Annotated in this window: 24 protein-coding genes, 2 pseudogenes and 1 riboswitch; of the genes and pseudogenes, 14 read left to right on the top strand and 12 right to left on the bottom strand. The window is 72.3% G+C overall.

Annotation, left to right across the window (positions count from 1 at the left end):
* Nucleotides 1-198: 198 nt before the first annotated feature.
* On the top strand, nt 199-1,434 hold the full coding sequence (locus ACH47Z_RS03105; RefSeq protein WP_399070362.1) for a cytochrome P450: 1,236 nt from the start codon (nt 199-201) through the stop codon (nt 1,432-1,434).
* Between the two features lie 9 nt (nt 1,435-1,443).
* Here the strand turns inward: ACH47Z_RS03105 and ACH47Z_RS03100 are convergent, their stop codons facing one another.
* The 7 genes from ACH47Z_RS03100 to ACH47Z_RS03070 form a co-directional block, all read right to left on the bottom strand.
* Nucleotides 1,444-2,139: a YoaK family protein gene (locus ACH47Z_RS03100; RefSeq protein WP_399069866.1), complete on the bottom strand. Its 696-nt coding sequence runs from the start codon at nt 2,137-2,139 to the stop codon at nt 1,444-1,446.
* An 88-nt stretch (nt 2,140-2,227) separates the two neighbouring features.
* The gene (locus ACH47Z_RS03095) at nt 2,228-2,644 is read right to left on the bottom strand and encodes a transglycosylase SLT domain-containing protein (RefSeq protein WP_399069864.1); all 417 of its coding nucleotides are present in this window, start codon (nt 2,642-2,644) and stop codon (nt 2,228-2,230) included.
* 290 nt (nt 2,645-2,934) lie between these two features.
* A complete protein-coding gene (locus ACH47Z_RS03090) occupies nt 2,935-3,828 on the bottom strand; it encodes an ECF transporter S component (protein ID WP_399069862.1) in 894 nt (297 codons plus the stop codon).
* Complete coding sequence (locus ACH47Z_RS03085; protein ID WP_399069860.1) at nt 3,825-5,501, bottom strand: ABC transporter ATP-binding protein; 1,677 nt, start codon at nt 5,499-5,501, stop codon at nt 3,825-3,827. The genes ACH47Z_RS03090 and ACH47Z_RS03085 overlap by 4 nt, the downstream gene beginning before the upstream one ends.
* Complete coding sequence (locus ACH47Z_RS03080; RefSeq protein WP_399069858.1) at nt 5,498-6,586, bottom strand: CbiQ family ECF transporter T component; 1,089 nt, start codon at nt 6,584-6,586, stop codon at nt 5,498-5,500. The genes ACH47Z_RS03085 and ACH47Z_RS03080 overlap by 4 nt, the downstream gene beginning before the upstream one ends.
* Complete coding sequence (locus tag ACH47Z_RS03075) at nt 6,579-7,235, bottom strand: SCO2322 family protein (RefSeq protein WP_399069856.1); 657 nt, start codon at nt 7,233-7,235, stop codon at nt 6,579-6,581. Before ACH47Z_RS03075 ends, ACH47Z_RS03080 begins: the two co-directional genes overlap by 8 nt.
* A complete protein-coding gene (locus ACH47Z_RS03070; RefSeq protein WP_399069854.1) occupies nt 7,232-8,458 on the bottom strand; it encodes a prenyltransferase/squalene oxidase repeat-containing protein in 1,227 nt (408 codons plus the stop codon). The genes ACH47Z_RS03075 and ACH47Z_RS03070 overlap by 4 nt, the downstream gene beginning before the upstream one ends.
* A gap of 114 nt (nt 8,459-8,572) precedes the next feature.
* Nucleotides 8,573-8,706, bottom strand: a riboswitch (cobalamin riboswitch).
* Nucleotides 8,707-8,765: 59 nt separating this feature from the next.
* Here ACH47Z_RS03070 and ACH47Z_RS03065 point away from each other — a divergent pair.
* Nucleotides 8,766-9,158: pseudogene (locus ACH47Z_RS03065) on the top strand (phosphotransferase family protein); the annotation flags it as partial.
* A 379-nt stretch (nt 9,159-9,537) separates the two neighbouring features.
* Here ACH47Z_RS03065 and ACH47Z_RS03060 read toward each other — a convergent pair.
* Nucleotides 9,538-10,398: a hypothetical protein gene (locus tag ACH47Z_RS03060; protein WP_399070386.1), complete on the bottom strand. Its 861-nt coding sequence runs from the start codon at nt 10,396-10,398 to the stop codon at nt 9,538-9,540.
* Nucleotides 10,399-10,663: 265 nt separating this feature from the next.
* On the opposite strand from ACH47Z_RS03060, the gene ACH47Z_RS03055 reads away from it, so the two are divergent.
* The 4 genes from ACH47Z_RS03055 to ACH47Z_RS03040 are packed head-to-tail and all read left to right on the top strand — an operon-like array spanning nt 10,664 to nt 14,502.
* Complete coding sequence (locus ACH47Z_RS03055; RefSeq protein WP_399069853.1) at nt 10,664-11,257, top strand: XRE family transcriptional regulator; 594 nt, start codon at nt 10,664-10,666, stop codon at nt 11,255-11,257.
* A complete protein-coding gene (locus tag ACH47Z_RS03050) occupies nt 11,254-11,874 on the top strand; it encodes a hypothetical protein (protein ID WP_399069851.1) in 621 nt (206 codons plus the stop codon). The genes ACH47Z_RS03055 and ACH47Z_RS03050 overlap by 4 nt, the downstream gene beginning before the upstream one ends.
* The gene (locus ACH47Z_RS03045) at nt 11,874-13,097 is read left to right on the top strand and encodes an MAB_1171c family putative transporter (RefSeq protein ID WP_399069849.1); all 1,224 of its coding nucleotides are present in this window, start codon (nt 11,874-11,876) and stop codon (nt 13,095-13,097) included. The genes ACH47Z_RS03050 and ACH47Z_RS03045 overlap by 1 nt, the downstream gene beginning before the upstream one ends.
* Nucleotides 13,090-14,502: an FAD-dependent oxidoreductase gene (locus ACH47Z_RS03040; RefSeq protein WP_399069846.1), complete on the top strand. Its 1,413-nt coding sequence runs from the start codon at nt 13,090-13,092 to the stop codon at nt 14,500-14,502. Before ACH47Z_RS03045 ends, ACH47Z_RS03040 begins: the two co-directional genes overlap by 8 nt.
* Nucleotides 14,503-14,513: 11 nt before the next feature.
* Here the strand turns inward: ACH47Z_RS03040 and ACH47Z_RS03035 are convergent.
* A pseudogene (locus ACH47Z_RS03035) lies at nt 14,514-14,843 on the bottom strand (nuclear transport factor 2 family protein); the annotation flags it as partial.
* A 39-nt stretch (nt 14,844-14,882) separates the two neighbouring features.
* Entirely contained in the window at nt 14,883-15,908 is a 1,026-nt protein-coding gene (locus tag ACH47Z_RS03030; RefSeq protein WP_399069844.1) for an MBL fold metallo-hydrolase, read from the bottom strand.
* A 97-nt stretch (nt 15,909-16,005) separates the two neighbouring features.
* On the opposite strand from ACH47Z_RS03030, the gene ACH47Z_RS03025 reads away from it, so the two are divergent.
* The 4 genes from ACH47Z_RS03025 to ACH47Z_RS03010 all read left to right on the top strand — a co-directional run bounded on the left by ACH47Z_RS03025 (nt 16,006) and on the right by ACH47Z_RS03010 (nt 18,680).
* The gene (locus tag ACH47Z_RS03025) at nt 16,006-17,460 is read left to right on the top strand and encodes an aldehyde dehydrogenase (protein ID WP_399069842.1); all 1,455 of its coding nucleotides are present in this window, start codon (nt 16,006-16,008) and stop codon (nt 17,458-17,460) included.
* A 2-nt stretch (nt 17,461-17,462) separates the two neighbouring features.
* Nucleotides 17,463-17,696, top strand: coding sequence for a ferredoxin (locus ACH47Z_RS03020; protein ID WP_399069840.1), 234 nt, complete (start codon nt 17,463-17,465; stop codon nt 17,694-17,696).
* Nucleotides 17,697-17,820: 124 nt separating this feature from the next.
* Nucleotides 17,821-18,453 carry a transposase gene (locus tag ACH47Z_RS03015; RefSeq protein WP_399069838.1) on the top strand — a complete coding sequence of 211 codons (633 nt, stop codon included), beginning with the start codon at nt 17,821-17,823 and terminating at the stop codon, nt 18,451-18,453.
* Between the two features lie 65 nt (nt 18,454-18,518).
* A complete protein-coding gene (locus ACH47Z_RS03010; protein ID WP_399069836.1) occupies nt 18,519-18,680 on the top strand; it encodes a hypothetical protein in 162 nt (53 codons plus the stop codon).
* On the opposite strand, the gene ACH47Z_RS03005 is transcribed toward ACH47Z_RS03010, so the two are convergent.
* Nucleotides 18,681-19,301: a TetR family transcriptional regulator gene (locus ACH47Z_RS03005; protein ID WP_399069834.1), complete on the bottom strand. Its 621-nt coding sequence runs from the start codon at nt 19,299-19,301 to the stop codon at nt 18,681-18,683.
* A 220-nt stretch (nt 19,302-19,521) separates the two neighbouring features.
* Between ACH47Z_RS03005 and ACH47Z_RS03000 the strand changes: the two genes are divergently transcribed.
* From ACH47Z_RS03000 to ACH47Z_RS02990, 3 genes are read left to right on the top strand one after another with little or no spacing between them, the layout of a single operon-like run.
* The gene (locus ACH47Z_RS03000) at nt 19,522-20,919 is read left to right on the top strand and encodes a glycosyltransferase family 4 protein (protein ID WP_399069833.1); all 1,398 of its coding nucleotides are present in this window, start codon (nt 19,522-19,524) and stop codon (nt 20,917-20,919) included.
* Complete coding sequence (locus tag ACH47Z_RS02995; protein WP_399069831.1) at nt 20,913-21,659, top strand: class I SAM-dependent methyltransferase; 747 nt, start codon at nt 20,913-20,915, stop codon at nt 21,657-21,659. The genes ACH47Z_RS03000 and ACH47Z_RS02995 overlap by 7 nt, the downstream gene beginning before the upstream one ends.
* The gene (locus ACH47Z_RS02990; RefSeq protein WP_399069829.1) at nt 21,656-22,726 is read left to right on the top strand and encodes a prenyltransferase; all 1,071 of its coding nucleotides are present in this window, start codon (nt 21,656-21,658) and stop codon (nt 22,724-22,726) included. The genes ACH47Z_RS02995 and ACH47Z_RS02990 overlap by 4 nt, the downstream gene beginning before the upstream one ends.
* Nucleotides 22,727-22,736: 10 nt before the next feature.
* Here the strand turns inward: ACH47Z_RS02990 and ACH47Z_RS02985 are convergent, their stop codons facing one another.
* Nucleotides 22,737-23,033, bottom strand: a complete 297-nt coding sequence (locus ACH47Z_RS02985; RefSeq protein ID WP_399069828.1) for a hypothetical protein — start codon at nt 23,031-23,033, stop codon at nt 22,737-22,739.
* 160 nt (nt 23,034-23,193) lie between these two features.
* Between ACH47Z_RS02985 and ACH47Z_RS02980 the strand changes: the two genes are divergently transcribed.
* A complete protein-coding gene (locus tag ACH47Z_RS02980) occupies nt 23,194-23,778 on the top strand; it encodes a hypothetical protein (RefSeq protein WP_399069826.1) in 585 nt (194 codons plus the stop codon).

Genomic DNA, 23,778 nt, shown 5'->3' with positions numbered 1-23,778 from the left:
CTTTCCTCCAGAAACGTGCCAGAACTAGAACGCGTACTAGTTCTGAGGGCAGTCTGCTGACGTGATGTCCGTCACCGCAAGGGTCTTGCAGCGGATTGGGGGTGGATTGGGGGCGCCGTACCTCTTGCGAGTTGTAGAACCCGTTACTACGTTCACGGTCATCTGCTGATGGACCGTCAGAACGGACGGGAGCCGCCGATGCACTGCCCCGCGCTGCCCGACGGATTCGACCTCACCGACCCCGACCTGCTCCACCACCGCGTGCCCTTGCCGGAGTTCGCCGAGCTGCGCCGCACCGAGCCGGTCCGCTGGATCCCGCAGCCGCACGGCATCGCGGGCTTCGCCGACACCGGCTACTGGGCCGTGACCCGGCACGCGGACGTCAAGTACGTCTCCACGCACCCCGAACTCTTCTCCTCCACCCTCAACACCGCGATCATCCGCTTCAACGAGCACATCCAGCGAGACGCCATCGACGCGCAGCGCCTCATCCTGCTCAACATGGATCCTCCGGAACATACGCGCGTCCGGCAGATCGTGCAGCGGGGCTTCACGCCACGTTCCATCCGCGCCCTGGAGGACCGGCTCCGGGCCCGCGCGGAGGCGATCGTCTCGGCGGCCCGCGCCCGCTCCGGGCCCTTCGACTTCGTCACCGAGGTCGCCTGCGAACTCCCGCTCCAGGCCATCGCCGAGCTGATCGGCGTACCGCAGGAGGACCGGTCCAAGATCTTCGACTGGTCCAACAAGATGATCGCCTACGACGACCCCGAGTACGCCATCACGGAGGAGGTCGGCGCCCAGTCGGCCGCCGAGATCATCGCCTACGCCATGAACATGGCCGCCGAGCGCAAGCAGTGCCCGGCCCACGACATCGTGACGACCCTGGTGGCGGCGGAGGACGAAGGCAACCTGAACTCCGACGAGTTCGGCTTCTTCGTACTGATGCTGGCGGTGGCCGGGAACGAGACGACCCGGAACGCCATCACCCACGGCATGCACGCCTTCCTCACCCACCCCGAGCAGTGGGACCTGTTCCGGCGGGAGCGGCCCGGGACGACGGCCGAGGAGATCGTGCGCTGGGCGACCCCGGTCAACTCCTTCCAGCGGACGGCGACCCAGGACACCGAGCTGGGCGGGGTGCGGATACACCAGGGGGACCGGGTCGGGCTCTTCTACGCCTCCGCCAACCACGACCCGGAGGTCTTCGCCGACCCCGACGCATTCGACATCACCCGCGACCCCAACCCGCATCTGGGCTTCGGCGGTGGCGGCCCCCACTTCTGCCTCGGCAAGTCCCTCGCCGTCCTGGAGATCGACCTGATCTTCAATGCCATCGCCGACGCCATGCCCGGCCTGCGCCTCGCCGAGGAACCCCGGCGGCTGCGCTCGGCGTGGATCAACGGCGTGAAGGAACTCCAGGTCACGACCGGCTGACCGGAGCGGTCACTCCTTGCCCGACGCCACCACCGCCAGCACGGCCGAGACCGCCGCCGCGAGCGCGAGCGGGATGCCGAGGCCGTGGTGGAGGACCAGCCACGCGCCCAGGCAGGCGCCGGCGAGCATGGCGAGCACCGCGGCCGTACGGCGCGGTTCGCGGTGTCTGGTGGCGTCGCCGAAGCGGGACTCCGAGGCCAGGCCGGTCAGGGTCATCGTCAGGACGGTGGTCGTCAGATCGGGGATGCGCAGCTTGCGGACCGTGGCGTTGCGCAGGCCCATCGCATAGCCGGTCAGGGCGATCAGGGCGTAGACCGTGCCGGTGGCGTGCGGCCAGGCGAAGGCGACCACCGCCGACACGGCCACCAGGACCGCCTCCGCCGCGAGGGTGAGACGGGCCCAGGTGCGGCGCGAGCCCTTGCTGTAGCGGGCCGACAGCCGGCCGCCGGTCACCGCGCCCAGCAGGAAGCAGCCCAGCGAGGTGGCCGTGTGCGGGACGGAGAAGCCGGGCGCACCGGCCGCCGCGAAGCCCAGGACCACGACATTGCCGGTCATGTTCGCCGTGAACACCCGGCCCAGGCCCAGATAGCTGACGGCGTCGATCAGTCCGCTCACCACGGTCAGGGCCAGCAGCACGATCACCAGCCGCAGCCCGCGCATCTCCGGATCCGGTGCCGGTGTCCCCGCCTGCGATGCCGTGGTCATGGGGACCACTTCACCACGGGTGCGGGAGCGGGGTCCGTACAAACGCGCGCACCCTCGCCGGGGGGCGAGGGTGCGGGGGCGGGTCGGCTCAGTACCAGCCGTTGGCGTGCCAGAAGTTCCAGGCCTTGACCGGGCTGCCGTAGCGGGAGTTCATGTAGTCCAGGCCCCACTTGATCTGGGTGGCCGGGTTGGTCTTCCAGTCGGCGCCGGCGGAGGACATCTTCGAGGCCGGCAGCGCCTGGACCAGGCCGTAGGCACCGGAGGAGCTGTTGGTGGCGGCCGGGTTCCAGCCGCTCTCGTGCGAGACGATCTTGCTGAACGCGTTGAACTGCGCGGCGTCCGGAATCATCTTGTGCGCGATCGCCTGAGCGGAGGAGGCCGAGGCCGGCGTGGCGGCCTGGGCGGGCGCCGCGGTCAGAGCCAGACCGGCGGTGGCGGCGGCCACGACGGCGGTGGTGAGGGCCTTCTTCGGGGAAGCGATGCGGCGGATGAAGGAGACGGACACAGAGAACCTCTTGCGTTGGGGACAAGGACTCGCCCGTATGTCGTGGACACCGTTCGTGCGGTGGCCGCATACGTCGGCGCCCTGGCCCTTGCGGGCTCGTGGCGCCTGGCGACGTCGTCCAGAGAAGCAGGCTCGAAAGCCGTCCGCAATGACCCCTTTTACTAGTTGTGGCCGGATAGGCGAGAAACATCGACTTTGTGAAGTGGCTCTCAATGTGCAGGTCAGAGGGGGTGGATTAGTGAACATATCGGACATTTGTTACTACGATCCTGGATCGTAAGTGATCCAGGTCATGTGGGGTGCTTCACCGCCGCGGTGCCGCTGGGTGAGGGGCCGTATCCGTCCGGTGAGGGTTCTCGGGCCCCGAATGTGACCGCGGTCTCGAAGGCAACCCGGCGCGTCGCCCGGCGCAGCGCGCGCAGCACCGCCGGGCCGAGGAAGAGGGTCAGCGCCACCGTGCAGCAGGCCCGGCCCAGGTCCCAGCCGAGCGAGGTGGCCAGGCAGTACGCGACGAAACGGGCCAGGTTGGCGGGGACGGAGGCGTGGGCGTTGAAGGAGATGCCCGAGGCGGCGGTGGAGAGGAAGGGCCAGCCGGCCAGGTTCATGACGGTGCCGTAGGCGAGGGAGGCGAGGAAGCCGTAGACGGCGAGGAGGACCAGCTCGGCCCTGCCCCGCAGGCGTACGGGCCCCGGCAGCAGCCCGGCCCCCATCGTGAACCAGCCCATCGACAGCATCTGGAACGGCAGCCACGGCCCGACCCCGCCGGTGAGCAGGGCGGACGCGAACATCGTGACGGAGCCGAGCGTGAAGCCGAAGCCGGGCCCGAGGACCCGCCCGCTGAGCACCATCAGGAAGAACATCGGCTCGATCCCGGCCGTCCCCGCGCCGATCGGCCGCAGCGCCGCCCCCGTCGCGGCCAGCACGCCCAGCATGGCCACGGCCTTCGGCCCGGGATCCGACTCCGAGATCGTCGCCGCCACGACCGCGACCAGGAGGATGAGCAGGCCCGCGAAGAGCCAGGGCGCGTCCTGGGCGTGGGCGCTCAGCTGCGAGGTGGGAGGCGCGAGGAAGGGCCAGCCGAAGGCGACGACCCCGACCGCGCCGACCAGGGCGAGGGCGGCGAGGGAGCGGGGGCCGAGGGCGATGGCGTGCGGGCGGGAGGTCCGTGCGCGGGCGGCCGTCATGCGAGGGCCTCGCGTACTTCGGCCACGGTGAGCCACTGCTGGGGAGCGAGGATCTTCGTCACCTGGGGGGCGAAGGACGGCGAGGAGACCACGATGTGCGCCGTCGGCCCGTCGGCGATCACCTCCCCCTCGGCGAGCAGCACCACCCGGTGCGCGATCTCGGCCGCCAGCTCCACGTCATGCGTGGCCAGCACGATCGCGTGCCCCTCGGCGGCGAGCCCGCGCAGCACGGTCACCAGGCGGGCCTTGGCCGCGTAGTCCAGACCGCGGGTGGGTTCGTCGAGCAGGAGGAGGGGCGGCCTGGCGGTGAGTACGACGGCCAGGGCGAGCGCCAGGCACTGGCCCTCGGAGAGGTCGCGCGGGTGGGTGCCGTCCGTGATGCCCGGCAGCAGCGTCGACACGAGTGCCCGGCAGGTACCGGGTTCGGCGTGGGCATCCCGGTCGGCGGCCGCGCACTCGTCGGCGACCGTGTCGGCGTAGAGCAGGTCGCGGGGGTCCTGGGGGACCAGGCCCACACGGCGTACCAGGTCGGGGGGTGCGCTGCGGTGGGGCACGACTCCGCCGACGGTGACGCTGCCCGTGGTCGGGGGCACCAGGCCGACCAGGGAGCCGAGCAGGGTGGACTTTCCGGCGCCGTTGCGGCCCATGAGGGCGACCGTTTCGCCGGGGGTGACGGTGAGGTCCATGTGGCGCAGGGCCTCTGTGCGGTCTCGGCGGACGGAGAGGGACCGGACGTCGGCGATGTGCCGGTGAGGTGGGGTTTCCGGAGTGGGGCGGCGGAAGAGACGTCGGCGGGCGGGGTGCCCGGGGTCGGGGCCGGGCGGGGGTTGGGGCGCCTGCCGGCGCTTGCCGGGTGCCGCTGCCAGACGCCCTCGCAGGTCACCCGCTCTGCGGCGGGCGTCACGCACCGTCAGGGGAAGCGGGGACCAGCCGGCCAGGCGGCCCAGGTCCACCACCGGCGGGTACACCGGGGAGACCGCCATCACCTCGGACGGGGTGCCTACGATCGGGGCCTCGCCCGGGGACGGGAGGAGGACGAGGCTGTCGGCGTAGTGGATCACGCGTTCCAGGCGGTGTTCGGCCATGAGGATCGTCGTGCCGAGGTCGTGGACCAGACGCTGGAGGACCGCCAGGACCTCTTCCGCCGCGGCCGGATCCAGGGCGGAGGTCGGTTCGTCCAGGACCAGGACCCGCGGGTGCGGGGTGAGGACCGAGCCGATCGCGACGCGCTGGCGCTGGCCGCCGGAGAGGGTGGCGATCGGACGGTTGCGGAGTCCCGCCAGGCCCAGCAGGTCCAGGGTTTCCTCGACCCGGCGCCGCATCACCTCCGGGGCCAGACCCAACGACTCCATGCCGTAGGCGAGTTCGTCCTCCACCGTGTCCGTGACGAAATGGGCGAGCGGATCCTGGCCCACCGTGCCGACCACGTCGGCGAGTTCACGCGGCTTGTGGGTGCGGGTGTCACGGCCGGCGACGGTGACGCGGCCGCGCAGGGTGCCGCCGGTGAAGTGCGGCACCAGTCCGCTCACCGCGCCGAGCACGGTCGACTTGCCGACCCCGGACGGGCCGACGAGCAGCACGAGTTCACCCTCCGGCACCTCGAAGTCGACGCCCCGGACGGACGGTTCGGCCGCGCCGTCGTACGTCACGCTGACATCCTCGAAGCGGATCACGACGGCTCCTTGGGGACGACGAAGGCGGGCAGGAGGGAGAGGAGGATCGCCGCGGCCGGCAGCAGGGGGAGGGACGGTGCGACCAGCGGGACGACTCCCGGGTGCAGGGCCTCCGGGTCGCGGGCCGAGGCGAGCGTGAGCAGGGCGGCGACGGCGGCGCCGGAACCGGTGACCAGCCAGGCCCGCGCGTCCCACGGGTCCGGGCGGTACCGGGTGCGCGGCGAGCGCCGGCCGCCCAGTTTCAGGCCGGCGAGCGCGGCGGCCACCCCGGCGAGCAGCACCGGCAGCCCGTACGTGCCGCCCTCCGCGGTGAGCAGCCCGTACGTTCCGGCGCACACGCCCAGCAGGCCGCCGAGGGTGAGCGCGGCCGTCGTACGGCGGACCCGGGCGGGGACCTCGACGGTACGGCCGTACCCCCGGGCCTCCATCGCGGCGGCGAGCGCGACCGAGCGCTCCAACGCGCCCTCCAGGACCGGCAGTCCGACCTGGAGCAGACCCCGCAGGCCCCGGTCCGGACGGCCGCGCAGCCGGCGGGCGGCGCGCAGGCGCTGGACGTCGGCGACGAGGTGCGGCGCGAAGGTGAGGGCGACGACGACGGCCACGCCGGTCTCGTACAGCGCGCCGGGGAGGGACTTCAGCAGACGGCTCGGTGCGGCGAGGGCGTTCGCCGCGCCGACACAGATGAGGAGGGTGGCCAGTTTCAGACCGTCGTACGCCGCGAAGAGCAGGGCCTCCGCCGTGACCCTGCCGCCCAGCCGGATGCCCTGCGCCCAGTGCGGGAGCGGGACTTCGGGGAGGGTGAGGAGGGTGTGGGTGCCCGGGATGGGGGAGCCCAGCGCCACCGCGAAGAGGAGGCGGATGAGGAGGACGGCGAGGGCGAGTCTGGCGAAGGCCGGGTAGGAGCGGGCGGTGGGGGTGGGGGAGCGGTGCGTCGCGACGACGTACGCCGACGCGGATATGAGGAGGGCGAGGAGGAGGGGGTTGGTGGTGCGGGTGGCGGCCGTACCGAGGCCCAGCGCCCAGAGCCACCAGGCGCCGGGGTGAACAGCGGTCCGGTGCCTGGCGGGGGTTGGGTCGCTATTCACTCCGTCGCCGCCGTGCCTGCCACACCGCCGCGCCCGCCAGGAGAACGACCACCCCCACGCCGATGGGCAGCCCCAGCGCGGGGCCGTTCGCCGAGTCGACGCGTTTGCCGCCGTTCCCCTTCGGGGGGCTTGTCCTCTGTGTGCCCGAGACCTGTTCTCCGCACCCCTTCTGCGGATACCCCGCGATGGCGCAGAGCAGGGCGTTGGTGTCGTAGCGCAGGGGTTTGGCGACGGCGGCCAGGGCGTCGGCCGTCGTCGCGTCGGCCGGTACGCGGGCGCAGGCCGTTCGGCCCGTGGGCGGGGTTTCGCCCGACGGGGCGTCCGCCGGGGTGCCGAAGTCGAGGACGAGCGCCACCCGCTTCATGCCGGACCCCGCCGGTGTGGACGAGCAGATGGCGCTGAAGTCCGCCGTGCCACGGGGCCGGCCGGCGTCGGCCGAGTCCGCGCTGACCGCGAACCGGAAGCCCTCCACCGCGCCGTCGTCGGGGCGGGCGGTCGACGGGCCCTGCGTGGCGTACGTCCAGTGGCCGTCGGTGCGCTCCCAGAAGGACCAGTAGCGGTAGCCCGTGGCGTGCGCCGGGGCCACCGCAGCGACCAGCACGGCGAACGCGGCCAGCAGCAGACCCGTGGCCCGGCGGACCGCCGTCACAGCTGCTGCTTCTTCCGGCCGCTCAGCAGGAAGCCGATGCCGATGCCCGCGACGAGGCACACGCCGACGAACCACCACACGCCGAACGCCGAACCGCCACCGGACTTCCCGGACTTCTCGCCCTTCTTGGTCTCCTGCCCGGCGGAGGCCATGCTCGGGGCCGGGCCCAGCGCGTTCAGGGACCGGACCAGGCTGGTGCCGCCGAAGTCACCCGGCTGCGCGCCGACCGCGTGCGCGGCGAGGATCAGCTGGGCGTAGGCCGCCGGGCCGCTCTGCTCGGCCCAGTGCGCGGCGTTGTTCTCCAGCCAGGTGTACGACCGCAGCGCCTGGGCGAGGCGCCCGTCGGCGGCGAGCGCGACCACCGTGTCCGCCGTGTTGCCGAAGTCCGGCTGGTCCGCGGCCCCGGGCAGCGTGGACGTCAGATGGCCGGTCCTCGCGACCACCTTCGCGAGGTGCCCGCCCGCGTTGTCCGCGACCTGTGCCGGGGTGAGGTGCTTGCCGGTGACGCACGCGTCGTTGCCGGGCGCCTTGCCGGTCGTCGTGACGAACCCCTTGCCGAGCGCACCGAGCACGCCCGCCGCCGTCGCGTCCGCGTTGGCGTACAGCGTGCCCTTCTTGCCCGGCTGGAAGGCGAGGCCACCGCCGCCGACCTGGCCGCAGGGGATGGACATGGCGGCCAGCAGGTCGTAGGGGGACTTGCCCCCCTTGCCGGCGCTCGCCGGGTCCGTGCCGACGGCGGTCAGGGCGCCGATGACGACGGAGGTGGAGTTGGTGTCGCTGGCCCCGCCGGGGGAGTAGCCCCAGCCGCCGTCCTTGTTCTGCACGGACTTCAGCCAGTCCACGGCCCTGCCGACCGCGTCCGCGTGTCCGCCGACCGCCTTCAGGGCCTGTACGGCGGCGCCCGTGCTGTTGGTGTCCACCATGACCTTGCTGTCGCAGGCCTTGTCCGGGGCGGCGCGGAACGCGGCGAAGGCGCCGTTCGCGCACTGCTGGCCGGCGAGCCAGTCCACGGCCTTCGCGGCCGGCTCGTAGCCGAGCGTGCGCTGGGCGATCAGCGTCAGCGACTGGCGCCACACACCGTCGTACGTGGGGTCCGTCCTGCCGTACAGCCCGGACGGGATCGCGACCTTGGGCGACGGGGACGGCCCGGCGGCCGTGGCGGGCGCGGCGGCGGCCAGCACGCCTACGGCGGCGAGAGCCGCTGCGCTGCGGCGGACGTTCATGGTCGGCGACTGCCTCTCCTGCGGGGAGCCGGGCAGCGCGCGGGGACCCCCCGGGCGGCTCGGCTCCGTAAACCTCGACGGTGCCGTGCGCGGCGGGCCGCCGAGCACGCGAGCCGGTCAGCATCCCGTCCGGGTCGGTCCGGCTCACCGCCCTTGGGGCGGTTCACGGATGGGGGAGGGTCAGCGCCGGAATTGCACCGGCTTCCCCCTGTACGGGTGTGATGACGACCCCGCCACCTTACCGGCAGCCCCGCGCGAGCCGACGAGTGGCTGTGGGCACAGGGCGGCGGTGACTAGGGTCACGGTCATGACGACGACGGGGAGACTGCTCGGCTCGGGCCGCTCGGCGGACGTGTACGAGATCGACGACGCGTGGGTGCTGCGCCGGGACCGGGACGGCTGGGGCGACGCGGCTGCCGAGGCCGCCGTGATGACGTACGTACGACACCACGGCTATCCGGCACCCCGGGTACGCCCCACCGCCTCACCCACCGACCTGGTCATGGAGCGCCTCTCCGGCCCGACCCTGCTGACCGCCCTCACCGAGGGCCAGGTGGACCCGGCGGAGGCCGGCACCCTGCTCGCCTCCCTCCTGCGCCGCCTGCACGCCGTACCGGGCCGCGACCCGGCCGCCCCGCACACCCGCGTCCTCCACCTCGACCTCCACCCCGACAACGTGATGCTCACCCCGACCGGCCCCCAGGTGATCGACTGGTCCAACACCGAGGACGGCCCCCCGGCCCTGGACTGGTCCATGTCGTCCGTGATCCTGGCCCAGGTCGCCGTATCGGACACCGCGTTCGCGTCCCCGGCGTTCACGATGCTCGAGGCCCTCCTCCCCGACCCGCCGGAGCTGACGGAGGAGGCCCTGGGGGAGGCACGGCGACGGAGGGCGGCCAACCCGACGATGACACCCCGGGAGGTCGAACTCCTGGAAGACGCCGTGCACTTGATACATAGGGTGGGACAGCTTCCCTGGGGGCGCGGGGCTGTATCGAGGTGCGGCTCCGCCGCGCGGGCGCGAGCAACCACGACGGACAGTCAGCCCGAAGACGGTCGAACCCTCAACGGCGAAACCGCTAGGCAGCCCCGAGTACCCGATCACACTCCGCCGCATCCTCCCCTTCCACCACCCGGTACAAGCGGCCGTCGGCCGAATCCGCGAAGCGAACCGCCGCGGCCCGCTCCCGCCAGGGCACCGCGTCGACCACCGTCCCGCACGCCAGCGCCAGAGCCACCCCTGCCAGATCCACCCCGGTCGCCCGCTCCACCAGCAGGGGAATCAAGTCACCCGGCAGATAGGGCAGGACCCCGGTCACCCGAGGTCCCCGCCCGGTCAGTCGGAGACGCACGTGCGCGATGGTGTGCGTGAGCCCGAGCGCCCGTACCGCTCGCTCGACGGTCTGCCGCAGGAACCGATTGTGCAGCAACCCGTCATGGGCGTGGACCGAGTGCCGCAGCGGCGAGCGACCGTGCGACCCGGGCGTCGTACGGGTGAGCGCGACGATGCGGACCTCGTCGTCCAGGACGACGGTCTCGGCGGACACCAGGGGCCCCGCGGTGTCCTCGGGCCCCTCCGGTACCACCCGGTGCCGGGCGAGCCGGTCCCGTAGCGCCGCTGGGTGCGCGCAGGCCGCGGCGGTCTCGTACGGCAGGCCCGGCAGCCGCAGATACCCGGTGATCCGCGCGGCGGTGCGCAGATGCTCCCGGGTCCAGGTCAGCACGCCCGCGACCGGGTGCCGGTCCGTGTACCGCGCGATCGCCTCCGCCGTCTCCGCCTCCCGTGCCGGGTCGGCCGCGAGGTGGCCGGAGAGGAAGGGGCGCGCCCAGTCGGGTACGGCGGTGTCGACCAGGATCACGGGGCGGAGCTCGGCGATCCGCTCCAGCGGGAACCCGTACGCGGCCGGGCCGGCCCCGAGCAGAAGGACGGGCTGCGGCATCGACGCATCACCTTCGCTGGTCAGGCGGGTGGGACAGAGAAACACCCCGGGTGCCGCTCCCCCATAGGCGGCACCCGGGGCGGGTCTGAAGCTTGCTCTCTGTGCCGTGATCCTCACCCACTGCTCCCGCAACTGTCAACTATTCCTGCCTCCTTGGGCAGGGAGCGTTGTCAGCTCTGGTCGGCGAACGGACGACCGGGTAGCCTCGCGTCTCGTCCAGTCGCCCAGTCACCGAACCGGCGACACACGCTCAGGGGGGACCTCGGTGAGTGACGCCTACACCTCGCTGGCCGAAGTCCTGGCCAGACTGGGGGAGTTGACCGGCCGCCCCGGCCGGCTGCCGGAGGCCCTCGACGTGGCCGACCTCTCCCATCGCACCGGCATCCCCGTCGGCATCGTCGTGGAGCTGCTCGGCGGCGGGCGGGCGCCCGAGGACTGTCTGGCCCAACGGGTGCGTCAGCGGCTGGACTTCATCCGGGAGACCCGGCGCCGGCCCGACGGCAAGCGGTACTCGCTGGACGAGCTGGCCAGGATCGCCGGCACCAGCCGGCAGTGGCTGAGCGAGTGGCGCAAGAGCGGGATGCCGGGCCTGGAGCACACCGACCGGCTGCGCCGCTTCTTCGGACTGCCGGCCGGCTTCTTCACCGCCGACGAACCGGAGGCACTGCACGAAGCGCTGCAGCCCGTGCTCCAGGGACTCGAGGCCGAGGCGGATCCGCTGCTGCGGCTGCGCGAGAGCGGCCTGGTCCGGCTCGCCGCCCGGGCCCCGCAGATGAACGCCCGCCAGCTCGCCACACTCGCCGACCTGGCCGAGATGATCATCTCCTCGGAGCGGGCGGAGGAGGACATCCGCCGGTGAAGCCCTCCAAGTCGCCGAAGTCCGCCAAGTCGCCCAAGCGCTTCCTCGACCGGCTGGTGCGCGACACCGCCCGCACCCTCACCGGGCCGACCGGGGCAGAGGCCTTCCTGCACACGCTGTGCGCCACGCTCAGCCCGCAGCTGGACCGCCCGGTCCGGCTGAAGTTCGTCACCTTCCCGCCCGAACTGGACGTCTCCGGAGTCACGCTCGCGCTGGACGAGCAGTACATCGTCGTGGTCGAGAACCGCGCCCCCGACCCGCACAAGTTCGTCATCGCCGGCCACGAGATCGGCCACATCCACTACGGCACCCTCGACGTCCACTACCCGGCCGGTCCGCCCGCCGCCGCGCGCCGGCTGCTGTCCCGGTACGCCGCGGACGACAGCTCCGGGGACGACGAGGACATCCCCTGGGACAAGGTGGTCGCCATGGCCACCCGGTCCCCGGCCGCCGCCGCTGCCGCCGCGGCGGCCGAGTGGGAGGCCGAGGAGTGCGGGCTGCGGCTCGCCGCGAAGTTCTCCAAGGTCGTCGGGCCCGGCGCGGCTGCCGGCCGCACCACCCAGGACACCCTCACCGGCCGCCTGTCGTCCTCCCTGGGCAACATCGGCGGACCCTGATGCGCTGGGACATCTCCGGCACCTTCGCCGCCTACGCGGTCCCCGGTGCGCTGCTCGCCGTGGCCTTCGTGATCAAGCTTCCGCTGCTGCGCCGCGCCTGGCAGGACCCCATCCTGCGGGCCACCGCGCTGCTGCTCGGCATCGGCGCGACCGTCTTCGCCTCGCTGCCGCCGGCCAACCTGCACCGCATCAACGCGTTCACCGGCATCCCCAACTTCGCGGGCGTGTGGGTGTATTCACTCCTCACCGCCTACTGCGGCGCCTGCCTGTGGCTCATCATCACCTGGCGTGAACCCCCCTCCGCCGTGCGCCGCCGGCGCACCCGGTTGGTGTGGATGGCGTACACGGCCATCATCGCGGGCCTGTGGACGACGTTCTCGCTCGGCGACCACCACGTGGAGCGGCTGCGCGACCTCGACACCTACTACGCCAACACGCCCTGGATGCGCGAGTTCGGGATGCTGTACCTGGTCGCGCACATGGTGTCCGCGCTCGTCGCGGCCGGCATGCTGTGGGCCTGGTACAAGGAGGTCGAGGACACCTGGCTGCGCCGGGCCGTGATCTTCCTCCAGGTCGCCTACGCCCTCGGGTTCGTCTTCGACGTCGCCAAGATCGCCGCGATCGGCGCCCGCTGGAGCGGCCGTGACTGGGACTGGCTGTCGACGTACGTCGCCCCGCCGTTCGCCATCGCCGAGGCGCTCCTGGTCTCCGTGGGCTTCATCGCCGGGCAGGCCGGTCCGGTGGTCGAGGAGCGCCTGCGGCTGGTGCGCACCCACCGGCTGCTACGGCCCCTGTGGCAGACCATGCTGACGGTCACCGCGCCGGCGGCCCCCGCGACCGGCCGGGTCAGCGGCGCCGCCCTCCGCCTCGAACTGCGCCGCGCCGCCATCAACGACGGCTTGCTCAAACTGTCCCCCCACCTCAGCGAAGCCCGCCGCGAACGGATCCGCACGGCGGCCACGGCAGCGGGCCACCCGGACACCGAGGCACGGGGCATCGCCGGGGCGGTGGACATCCTGATCGCCGCCCACCTGCTGCACGTACCGGCCGGCGGAGGTGAACCCCGCGCGGAGCAAGGGCCGTTGGGGCAGACCGGAGCCGCAGCCGGACTCTCCGACGGCGAGTTGGAGTCCATCGCACACGCGTTGCGGTGCCACGCGCCGGTCATCGACAGGTTCCGCCAGGAGGCGGCCGCCATGGAAGGTCTCACCGCACATGCCTGACACAGCCGCTGACATACGCACCGCCCGCCGCAGAGCGGTCGTCATCGGCGGGAGTACGGCCGGCATGCTCGCCGCGTCCGTGCTCGCCACCCGCTTCCACGAGGTGACCGTCGTGGAGGCCGACCGGCTGCCGGCGGGCCCCGAGCCCCGCAAGGGTCTGCCCCAGGCCCGCCACGCCCATCTGCTGTGGTCCGGCGGAGTGGCCGCCCTGGAGGAGCTGCTGCCGGGCATCACCGGGGAACTGACCGGCCAGGGCGCCGGACTCGTCGGCGTGATGGCCGACCTGGTCAGCAAGGCGCCCTCCGGCCAGTGGTTCCGGCGCTTCACCGACTCCCGGCACCACCTGATCGTGTGCAGCCGGGACCTGCTGGACGCGGTGATCCGTGCCGACGTCCTCGCCCGGCCCGGGATCACCCTGCTCGACGGCACCCGCGCGGCGGGCCTGACGGGCGGGCGCGACCGCGTCACCGGCGTCCGCGTGGACGGCCGGGAGACCACGCTCGACGCCGACCTGGTGATCGACGCGAGCGGGCGCGGCTCGCAGGCCGCCACGTGGCTGCGGGCGCTGGGCCACGCCCCGGTCGAGGAGCGCGTGGTCGACGCCGGCGTCGCCTACGCCAGCCGCCTCTACGCGGCCCCCGACGGCACCCTCGGCCGCCGCTACCCGGTGGTCAACGTCCAGGCCGACCCGCGCCAGGCGCCCGGCCGGGGCGGGGTCGTCGTACCGATCGAGGGCGACCGCTGGCTGGTCACGCTCTCCGGCACCCGGGGCGGGCAGCCCACCGCCGACCCCGACGCGTTCGAGCACTTCGCGCTCACCGGCCTGAGCGACCCGGTCATCGGCCACCTCCTCGCGCGGGCGAAGCCCCTGACCGACCCGGTGACCAGCCGCAGCACCGCCAACCGCCGCCGCTACTACGAGAACGCCCCCGCCTGGCCGGAGGGCTTCGCCGTCCTCGGGGACGCCGTCGCCGGCTACAACCCGGTCTACGGCCACGGCCTGACCGTCGCCGCCCAGAGCGCGATCATCCTCGGCCGGGTCCTCGACCGGTACGGCCCCACCGCCCCCGGCACCGCCCGCCGCGTCCAGCGCGCGGTCGCCCGCCCGGTCGGCAACGCCTGGAACCTCGCGGTCGGCCAGGACGCCTCCTACCCCGGCGCCGCGCCCAAGCCGCCCACCCTGGTGGAACGGCTGCTCAGCGCGTACGTCGACAAGGCCGTGGCCGCGGGCTCCGAGAACCCGCGCGCCCTGCGGGGCCTGCTGGACGTGATGAGCCTGAAGACCCCGGCGACCCGGCTGTTCGCCCCCGACATGCTCTGGAACATCGCCGTCGGCCCCCGCAAGGGCCCGCTGCCCGGCCCCCCGCTGAGCGAGGAGGAGCGGCAGGCGGCGGGCCTCAACTAGCTTTGCCCGCCCGGAACGATGCCGCCGTCGTACCCGTCGACACGGTACGTCGCGAAGTACGAGACGGCGGTGGCCGTGTCCGGGCCGGTCACGGTGGCGAGGATGTTCGACATGAACCGGCGCGAGAGTCGGTCGGCGGGACGGGAACCGAAGTACTCCCGCAGCGCCCGGCGCCCCTGCGCCCGCCTCCCGTCGCCACCCGGTGGCGGCCACTCCCAGACGCCGTCCTCGGTGAACAGCCCGGCCACGGACGCCGGTTCACCGAGGTCGAGCCGGTGGACGAAGTCGATGATCAGGCGCTCACAGGCGCGTTCGGCCAGAATTCGCTCCAAGGGATCCATGAGGCTGTTCAGCAGTGACGGAAGCGAAGGGCGAACGCATTACACCGCCACGTACGCCACCGGCGCACTCCCCGCCACCTGCTCGGCCCGCCCCAGCTTCACCAGCCGCCGCAGATGGGCCTCGGCCTCGGAGACGGCGATGTTCCGGGAGCCGTAAGGGATGTCGGCCCACGGGCGGTTCCACTCCATCCGCTCGGCCAGCTGCCAGGGAGTGAGCGGCTCGGCGAGCAGGGCCAGCAGACCGGCCAGCCGCTCCTCGTGGTGCACGAGCAACTCCCGTACCCGGCCGGGCCCGTCGGTGAAGGCGTACTGGTGGGCGGGGAGGACCTCGGCGGGGGCGAGCCGGCCGATCCGCTCCAGGGAGTCGAGGTAGTCGCCGAGGGGGTCGGTGACAACATCGTCGTCGGGATCCTCGTACAGGCCGATGTGCGGGGTGATCTCGGGGAGGAGGTGATCACCGCTGAACAGGCGCCCGCTGCCGGGCAGTTGGGCGGGATGGTGTTCCTCCAGATGCAGGCACACATGGCCGGGTGTGTGCCCCGGGGTCCAGATCGCGCGCAGCCGCCGCCCGGGCAGGTCGAGGAGTTCGCCCGGGAGGATCTCCCGGTCCGGGAGAGCGGGGGACAGTCCGGGCAGGGAGCGCGGGCGCGGGCTGCGCAGCGGGGCCACATGGTCCTCGGGCGCCCCGGCCGCCGTCAGCTTGGCCGCCATGTACGTGAACCACCGCTCGGGCCGTGTCTCACGCGTCCTGCGGACGATCGCCGCGTCGGCGGCGTGCAGGGCCACCCAGGCACCGGAGGCCTCGCGCACCCGCGCCGACAGCCCGTGGTGGTCCGGGTGATGATGCGTGACGACGACGCCGTACACCTCGGCCACCGCCGTGCCGCACTCCCCGAGCCCCGCCGTGAGGGCGTCCCAGGAGCCGGGATCGTCCCATCCGGCGTCGACGAGCACCGGACCCCGGTCGGTCTCCACCACGTAGACCAGGGTGTGCCCCAGGGGATTGTCCGGGATGGGTACCCGAACGGACCGTACGCCCCCGCCGTGCTCGAACGTCGTCGTCATCTCTCCTCCGCCCCACGGCCATTGCCCACTATAACTGGAACTGGTATCAGTTCTGACACAGCGTCAGGAAGTTTGCGCGCGGTGGGAGGCGGCGGCCATGACCGAGCTCGTGGAACACGGACAGCTGTTCATCGGCGGGGAGTTGACCGACCCCGTGGGCAGGGACGTCATCGAGGTGATCTCGCCGCACACCGAGGAGGTCATCGGCCGGGTGCCGCACGCCTCACGGCAGGACGTCGACCGGGCGGTGGCCGTGGCGCGGCGCGCCTTCGACGAAGGGCCCTGGCCGCGGGCCACTCTGGAGGAGCGGATCGCGGTCGTCACCCGCGTCAAGGACGGCATCGCCGCCCGGCACGAGGAGCTCGCCCGGGTGATCTCCTCGGAGAACGGCTCCCCGTACTCCTGGAGCGTCCTCGCCCAGGCGCTCGGCGCGATGATGGTGTGGGACGCGGCGATCAGGGTCGCGCGGGACCACACCTACGAGGAGCGTAGGGACGGTGTCCTCGGCCCGATCCTGGTCCGGCGTGAACCGGTCGGCGTCGTCGCGGCCGTGGTCCCGTGGAACGTCCCGCAGTTCGTGGCCGCCGCCAAGCTCGCGCCCGCGCTGCTGGCCGGCTGCACGGTCGTCCTGAAGCCGTCCCCCGAGTCCCCGCTGGACGCGTATCTGCTGGGCGAGATCGCGAGGGACGCCGGTCTGCCGGAGGGCGTGCTGTCGATCCTCCCCGCCGACCGGGAGGTCAGCGAGTACCTGGTCGGACACCCCGGCATCGACAAGGTCTCCTTCACCGGCTCGGTGGCGGCGGGCAAGCGCGTGATGGAGGTCGCGGCCCGCAATCTCACCCGCGTGACGCTGGAGCTGGGCGGCAAGTCGGCGGCGGTCGTCCTGCCGGACGCGGACGTACAGGCGGCGGTGGCCGGCATCGTCCCGGCGGCCTGGATGAACAACGGGCAGGCGTGCGTGGCCCAGACCCGGATCCTGGTCCCACGCGCCCGCTACGACGAGTACGCCGACGCCTTCGCGGCCGCCGCGAGCGCCCTGAAGGTCGGCGATCCGCTGGACCCGGCGACCCAGGTCGGCCCGCTGGTCGCCCGTCGCCAGCAGCAGCGCAACCTCGACTACATCCGGATCGGCCAGGAGGAAGGCGCCAAGATCCTCACCGGCGGCGGCGGCCGCCCGGCGGGCCTGGAGCGCGGCTGGTACGTCGAGCCGACGCTCTTCGGCGACGTCCACAACGCCATGCGGATCGCCCGCGAGGAGATCTTCGGCCCGGTGATCTGCCTGCTCCCGTACGGCGACGAGGAGGAGGCGGTGAAGATCGCCAACGACTCGGAGTACGGCCTGTCGGGCAGCGTGTGGACGGCGGACGTGGAGCACGGCATCGAGGTGGCTCGGCAGGTCCGCACCGGCACCTACTCGGTCAACACCTTCAGCCTCGACATGCTCGGCCCGTTCGGCGGCTACAAGAACTCCGGCCTGGGGCGCGAGTTCGGCCCGGAGGGCTACGGCGCGTACCTGGAGCACAAGATGATCCACCTGCCGGCGGGGGCGTGAGCATGGGCGACCGCTGGCACGTCGAGGTCGACCGCTCGGTGTGCATCGGCTCGGCCCAGTGCCTCCACCACGCCCCCGACGCCTTCCGCCTCGACTCCGCCCGCCAGTCCCACCCGGTGGCGGCGGACACGGACGCGAGCGAGCCGGTTCTGGAGGCGGCGGAGGGGTGTCCGGTGGAGGCGATCCTGATCACGTTGGCGGGGAGTGGGGAGGGAGTGTTTCCGCCGGAGGAGTGAGGGTGCGTCCTGGCGTGTCTTGCCCAGTAGCGGCCGGGAGTTCTGCCCTCCCTGCCAGGAACGGGAGTTCCCACATCGATGCATCCTGTCAGCGACTGCGCGGCACGAGCGCGGGCGCTGGTTCGTGTCCTTCCGGACCGAGGTGAAACGGGACCTGGTCCGCGTCGCCCGCCCTGATGTGGCGGTCGGCATCGACCTTGGTGTGAAGCACCTGGCGGTGATGGCCGACAGCATGGGGGAGATCCGCTACGAGCCCAACCCGAAGTACCTGGATGGTTCCCTGAAGCTGCTGCGTCGGCACTCGCGCCGGGTCTCCCGACGGCAGGGGCCCGACCGGCGCACCGGGAGGAAGCCTTCGAAGCGGTGGGAGAAAGCCAACGCCGAGCGCAACAGGGTGCACCACCGGGTGGCGAACCAGCGCAGTGATGCACTGCACCAGCTCACGACCCGCATCCGGGCCGAGTACGGGACCGTTGTGGTGGAAGCCATCGTGGCCGACCGCTGGTACCCCTCCTCCAAGACCTGCTCGAACTGCGGCGCGGTGACAGCCAAGCTGCCGCTGCATGTCCGAGTTTTCGACTGTGACGAGTGCCGACTCGTGATGGACCGGGACGAGAACGCAGCTCACAACCTTGTCGCCCTTGTGGCGGCTGCAACAACAGCCGGGGCGGGCGGGTGGCGCAACCCTGCCGCACCAGCGGCGGGACGAAGCGAGAGACCGTACTCAAGCCGAAGCCCTTACGCTTTGGTGATGTGACGGACCATCCGGGCCGTAATGTCCGGATTGCTGATAGTCGTTGAGGCTCTTGGTAACGGAACGCCATGACCGTCCAGCCGCCCGTGCTCCTCGCCGCCCTCGTCTTCCTCGCCGTCTACGCCGGAGTCGTCCTGCCCGCCGTATGGTCCCGGCGCCCGGCCCGCCGTACCGCGGCGCTCAAGGTGCTCGGTCAGCTGCTCGGTGCCCTGCGGTACCGGAAGCGGTGATCAGGAATGCCCGCCCGGCTCCGTCAGGTCGATCAGCCGGCACACCGTCTCGATGTCGATCTTGACCTGGGCGATGGAGGCGCGACCCGAGAGCCAGGTGATGAGGGCCGAGTGCCAGGTGTGTTCGATGACGCGGACCGCCGAGAGCTGTTCGGGGGTGGGGTTCTCCAGGCCCATCGCGTCCAGGATGATCAGCGTCGTCTGGCGGGAGACCTGGTCGACCTCCGGCGAGACACTGCGGTCGGCGAACGTGAGCGCGCGGACCATCGCGTCGGCCAGGTGCGGCTCGCGCTGCAGGGCGCGGAAGGCGCGCATCAGGGTCTCCGCCACCCGTTCGGCCGCCGTGTCGCCCGCCGGGGGCTTCTTGCGCAGGGTGCCGTGCATGTGCTCCAGCTGGTCCTGCATCGTCGCCACCAGCAGGTGCACCTTGGACGGGAAGTAGCGGTAGAGGGTGCCGAGGGCCACCTGGGAGGACTCGGCGACCTCGCGCATCTGCACCGCGTCGAAACCGCCCCGGCTGGCCAGCTGGGCGCTCGCGTGCAGGATCCGGCGACGGCGGGCCTCCTGCCGCTCGGTGAGCGGCGGCGAGGCCGGCCTCGACATACTGGCTTCCGCAGGCATGGGTCCCGTTCCGTGACAGTCGGTGAGGGCGTCTGTAGGGCACGTGATCACACAGCATGGCAGGGCGGTCCGCCGTGGCGTGAATCACCTGATCCACTGCTCACAGCTCCCTTACCTGCCGGTAGATTCAGAGCCTCTTGAACGATCAAGTCTGAAACTTGTTCTAGATTAGCGTCCCGGCGTAGTCTCGCGGGACAGCGCAGGCAGAAGGGGGCACGGAGTGACCGCTGAGGCCCGGAACGCGGGTGCCCAGAAGGACCCCGCGGCCGACGGCGGGCGACCGCTCGACATCGCGCTCCTCACCTATAAAGGGAACCCGTTCTGCGGCGGCCAGGGTGTCTACGTACGGCACCTCTCGCGCGAGCTGGCCAAGCTCGGCCACCGGGTCGAGGTCATCGGCTCGCAGCCGTACCCCGTCCTCGACGAGGGGTATCCCGGGCTCACCCTCACCGAGCTGCCCAGCCTGGACCTCTACCGCCAGCCCGACCCCTTCCGCACCCCGAGGCGGGGCGAGTACCGGGACTGGATCGACGGTCTCGAAGTCGCGACCATGTGGACCGGCGGGTTTCCCGAGCCGCTGACCTTCTCCCTCCGTGCCCGCCGCCATCTGCGCGCCCGGCGCGGCGAGTTCGACGTCGTCCACGACAACCAGACCCTGGGGTACGGCCTGTTGGGGGACATCGGTGCGCCCCTGGTGACCACCATCCACCATCCCATCACCGTCGACCGGCAGTTGGAGCTGGACGCGGCCGAGACCCGGCAGCGGCGGTACTCGGTCCGCCGCTGGTACGCCTTCACCCGGATGCAGAAGCGCGTCGCCCGCCGGCTGCCCTCGGTCCTCACCGTCTCCGGCACCTCCCGGCAGGAGATCGTGGACCACCTCGGCGTCCGCGACGACCGCATCCACGTCGTCCACATCGGCGCCGACACCGACCTCTTCTCGCCGAATCCGGCCGTGCCCGAGGTGCCGGGCCGGATCGTCACCACCTCCAGCGCCGATGTGCCGCTGAAGGGCCTGGTCTTCCTCGTGGAGGCGCTGGCCAAGGTGCGCACCGAGCACCCGGCCGCCCATCTCGTCGTCGTCGGCAAGCGCCCCGAGGAGGGGCCGGTGGCCCAGGCCATCGAGCGGTACGGCCTCTCCGGCGCCGTCGACTTCGTCAAGGGCATCTCCGACGCCGAACTCGTCGACCTGATCCGCTCCGCCGAGGTCGCCTGCGTGCCCTCGCTGTACGAGGGGTTCTCGCTGCCCGCCGCCGAGGCCATGGCCACCGGCACCCCGCTGGTCGCCACGACCGGCGGCGCCATCCCCGAGGTCGCGGGCCGCGACGGCGAGACCTGTCTGGCCGTCACCCCCGGGGACGCGGGCGCGCTCGCCGCCGGGCTCGTACGACTGCTCGGCGACCCGGAACTGCGCGTCCGGCTCGGCCGGGCCGGCCGGGAGCGGGTGCTCGCGCACTTCACCTGGGCCCGGGCCGCTGAGGGCACCGTCGCCCGCTACCGCGAGGCCATGGCCGCCCGCACCGGCGGCCTCCGCTCCACATCGCACCAGCCGCACCCCGAGGGCCGCCCCGCGACCGCGGCAACAGGCGTCTACACCGAAAGCAGGGCCACGTGCTGACCGTCGACTTCTCCCGGTTCCCGCTCGCCCCCGGCGACCGTGTCCTGGACCTCGGCTGCGGGGCCGGCCGGCACGCCTTCGAGTGTTACCGGCGCGGCGCGCAGGTCGTGGCCCTCGACCAGAACGGCGAGGAGATCCGCGAGGTCGCCAAGTGGTTCGCGGCGATGAAGGAGGCCGGGGAGGCACCGGAGGGCGCCACCGCCACGGCCATGGAGGGCGACGCCCTCGCCCTGCCCTTCCCCGACGAGTCCTTCGACGTCGTCATCATCTCCGAGGTGATGGAGCACATCCCCGACGACAAGGGCGTGCTGGCCGAGATGGTCCGCGTCCTCAAGCCGGGCGGCCGTATCGCCATCACCGTGCCCCGCTACGGCCCGGAGAAGGTCTGCTGGGCGCTGTCCGACGCCTACCACGAGGTCGAGGGCGGCCACATCCGCATCTACAGGGCCGACGAGCTGACGGCGAAGGTCCGCGAGGCCGGCCTCAGGCCGTACGGCAGCCACCACGCGCACGCCCTGCACTCGCCGTACTGGTGGCTGAAGTGCGCGTGCGGCGTCGACAACGACAAGGCGCTGCCGGTGCGGGCGTACCACAAGCTGCTGGTCTGGGACATCATGAAGAAGCCGCTCGCCACGCGCGTCGCCGAGCAGGCGCTCAACCCGGTCATCGGCAAGAGCTTCGTCCTCTACGCGACCAAGCCCCACCTGCCCCGTCTGTCCGCCGAGGTGGCCGCCCAGTGACGACGCCCCGGACAGAACACCTCGTCCTGCCCGGGGTCCTCACCGCCGAGCAGGCTGCCGCGACCGTCCGCGGCATCCTCGCCGTACAGCGGGAGGACGGCGCGATCCCGTGGTTCCGCGGGCACCACCTGGACCCCTGGGACCACACCGAGGCCGCCATGGCCCTGGACGCGGCCGGCGAGCACACCGCCGCCGAGCGGGCCTACGACTGGCTGGCCCGGCACCAGACCGAGGACGGCTCCTGGTACGCCGCCTACGCCGACGGCGCCCACGACGACGTCACCGACCGCGCCCGCGAGTCCAACTTCGTCGCCTACATAGCCGTAGGCGTCTGGCACCACTACCTCTCCACCGGCGACGACACGTTCCTGGACCGTATGTGGCCCACCGTGTACGCGGCCGTGGAATGGGTGCTCAGGCTCCAGCAGCCGGGCGGTCAGATCGGCTGGCGGCGCGACGACGACGGCACGCCCACCGCGGACGCGCTGCTCACCGGCAGCTCCTCCGTCCACCACGCGCTGCGCTGCGCCCTCGCCATCGCCGAGCAGCGCGAAGAGCCGCAGCCGGACTGGGAGTTGGCGCTCGGCGCGCTGCGCCACGCGATCCGCCGCCACCCGGAGCGGTTCCTCGACAAGGACCGCTACTCGATGGACTGGTACTACCCGGTCCTCGGCGGCGCGCTGACCGGCGCGGAGGCCATGGCCCGGATCGCCGAGTCCTGGGACCGGTTCGTGGTGCCGGGCGTCGGCGTGCGCTGTGTCGTCCCCAATCCCTGGGTGACCGGCGGTGAGTCCAGCGAACTCGCCCTCGCCCTGTGGGCGGTGGGGGAGTCGGACCGCGCCCTGACGATCCTCCAGTCCATCCAGCACCTGCGCGATCCGGACAGCGGCCTGTACTGGACCGGCTACGTCTTCGAGGACGACGCGATCTGGCCCCGGGAACTGACCTCGTGGACGGCGGGTTCCCTGCTGCTCGCGGTGGCGGCGCTGGGCGGGCACGAGGCGACGTGCGCGGTCTTCGGCGGCGAGCATCTGCCGACGGGTCTGGACCCCGACTGCTGCGCATGACCCCACGGCCTCAGTACCGGTGCATCCGGTTGGCGATGGCGTGGCCCACGAACAGGTACACGACCGCCGCCAGGCCGTAGTCGCAGATCACCCGTGCCCACTCCTGGTGGAAGGTGAAGATGCCCTGGGCCCAGCCCGTCAGCCACGTCGCGGCGTCGTGCACGAACCGGACGAAGCCGTTGGACCGGTTCGCGCCCAGCAGGAACAGCAGGATCCACAGGCCGATGATCAGCGCCATGACGTCGGCGACGACCGCGATGACCCTCCCGGCCGGATTCGCGCCGTAGGAGCGATATCGAGGGGCCATATCTGCCGGATTGCCGTGAAACGGACGTTGAAACCTGAACGGCGTCCTCTGGACGGTGTCCTCCGCGCGGCGTCCCCCGAGTGGCGGAGTCGGCCGCTCCGGGCGAGGCTGCTTGGGGAAGCGACCGCTCGGGGAGAACGCGACTCGTCCGGAGGACCTCGTGCCCGCACCGATACGGCGCCTCTGTGTGGCGCTCACGCTCTGTACCGCCCTGCTGGCCGGGGCCACGGCCTGCGGCACCGGTGAGAAGACCAGTACGAAGGACACCACGAAGGACACTGCGGCGCTCCAGGCCGTCCCCGCCGCCGACACCCCCAGTCCGACGACGTCGGCGGAGCGCCAGAAGTTCGCCAAGGCCCGGTTCGTGGCCAACGCGGGCCTCGCGGCCGGCGCGACCTACCAGTGGATCGTGAAGCCCTGGAAGGCGGGCACGTTCAAGAAGGGCGCCGACGGCCGCAAGTCGGCCCTGGTGAAGGCCGGCCTGGCCGGTGCCTTCACCTACAACCGCCTCAAGGCCGCCGAGAGGAACGCCCAGGGCGACCCGACGCTCTCCAAGGCGCTCGCGCCGCTCTCCGCGGGCATCGACGCGCTGAAGAACCTGCCGTCCAAGCTCAGGAACGGTGACGGCAGCGCGGTCAACGCCTTCAGCGACATGATCACCAAGGTCAAGGGAGCGGGTGCCGACGCCGGTGCCCCGGTCAAGGACCAGGTGCCCTCGGCCTCCCAGCTCACCAGCGGCGGCTAG

The sequence above is a fragment of the Streptomyces sp. NPDC020192 genome (assembly GCF_044388685.1).
Classification (GTDB): domain Bacteria; phylum Actinomycetota; class Actinomycetes; order Streptomycetales; family Streptomycetaceae; genus Streptomyces.
The sequence above is the reverse complement of the archived record's forward strand: the minus strand, read 5'-3'. Positions and strand labels throughout refer to the sequence as shown.

Coding starts and splice junctions, on each gene's coding strand:
- ACH47Z_RS03105 (WP_399070362.1), top strand. CDS start 199: ATGCACTGCCCCGCGCTGCCCGACGGATTCGACCTCACCGACCCCGAC.
- ACH47Z_RS03100 (WP_399069866.1), bottom strand. CDS start 2,139: ATGACCACGGCATCGCAGGCGGGGACACCGGCACCGGATCCGGAGATG.
- ACH47Z_RS03090 (WP_399069862.1), bottom strand. CDS start 3,828: ATGACGGCCGCCCGCGCACGGACCTCCCGCCCGCACGCCATCGCCCTC.
- ACH47Z_RS03070 (WP_399069854.1), bottom strand. CDS start 8,458: ATGAACGTCCGCCGCAGCGCAGCGGCTCTCGCCGCCGTAGGCGTGCTG.
- ACH47Z_RS03060 (WP_399070386.1), bottom strand. CDS start 10,398: ATGCCGCAGCCCGTCCTTCTGCTCGGGGCCGGCCCGGCCGCGTACGGG.
- ACH47Z_RS03045 (WP_399069849.1), top strand. CDS start 11,874: ATGCGCTGGGACATCTCCGGCACCTTCGCCGCCTACGCGGTCCCCGGT.
- ACH47Z_RS03040 (WP_399069846.1), top strand. CDS start 13,090: ATGCCTGACACAGCCGCTGACATACGCACCGCCCGCCGCAGAGCGGTC.
- ACH47Z_RS03030 (WP_399069844.1), bottom strand. CDS start 15,908: ATGACGACGACGTTCGAGCACGGCGGGGGCGTACGGTCCGTTCGGGTA.
- ACH47Z_RS03025 (WP_399069842.1), top strand. CDS start 16,006: ATGACCGAGCTCGTGGAACACGGACAGCTGTTCATCGGCGGGGAGTTG.
- ACH47Z_RS03020 (WP_399069840.1), top strand. CDS start 17,463: ATGGGCGACCGCTGGCACGTCGAGGTCGACCGCTCGGTGTGCATCGGC.
- ACH47Z_RS03010 (WP_399069836.1), top strand. CDS start 18,519: ATGACCGTCCAGCCGCCCGTGCTCCTCGCCGCCCTCGTCTTCCTCGCC.
- ACH47Z_RS03005 (WP_399069834.1), bottom strand. CDS start 19,301: ATGCCTGCGGAAGCCAGTATGTCGAGGCCGGCCTCGCCGCCGCTCACC.
- ACH47Z_RS02985 (WP_399069828.1), bottom strand. CDS start 23,033: ATGGCCCCTCGATATCGCTCCTACGGCGCGAATCCGGCCGGGAGGGTC.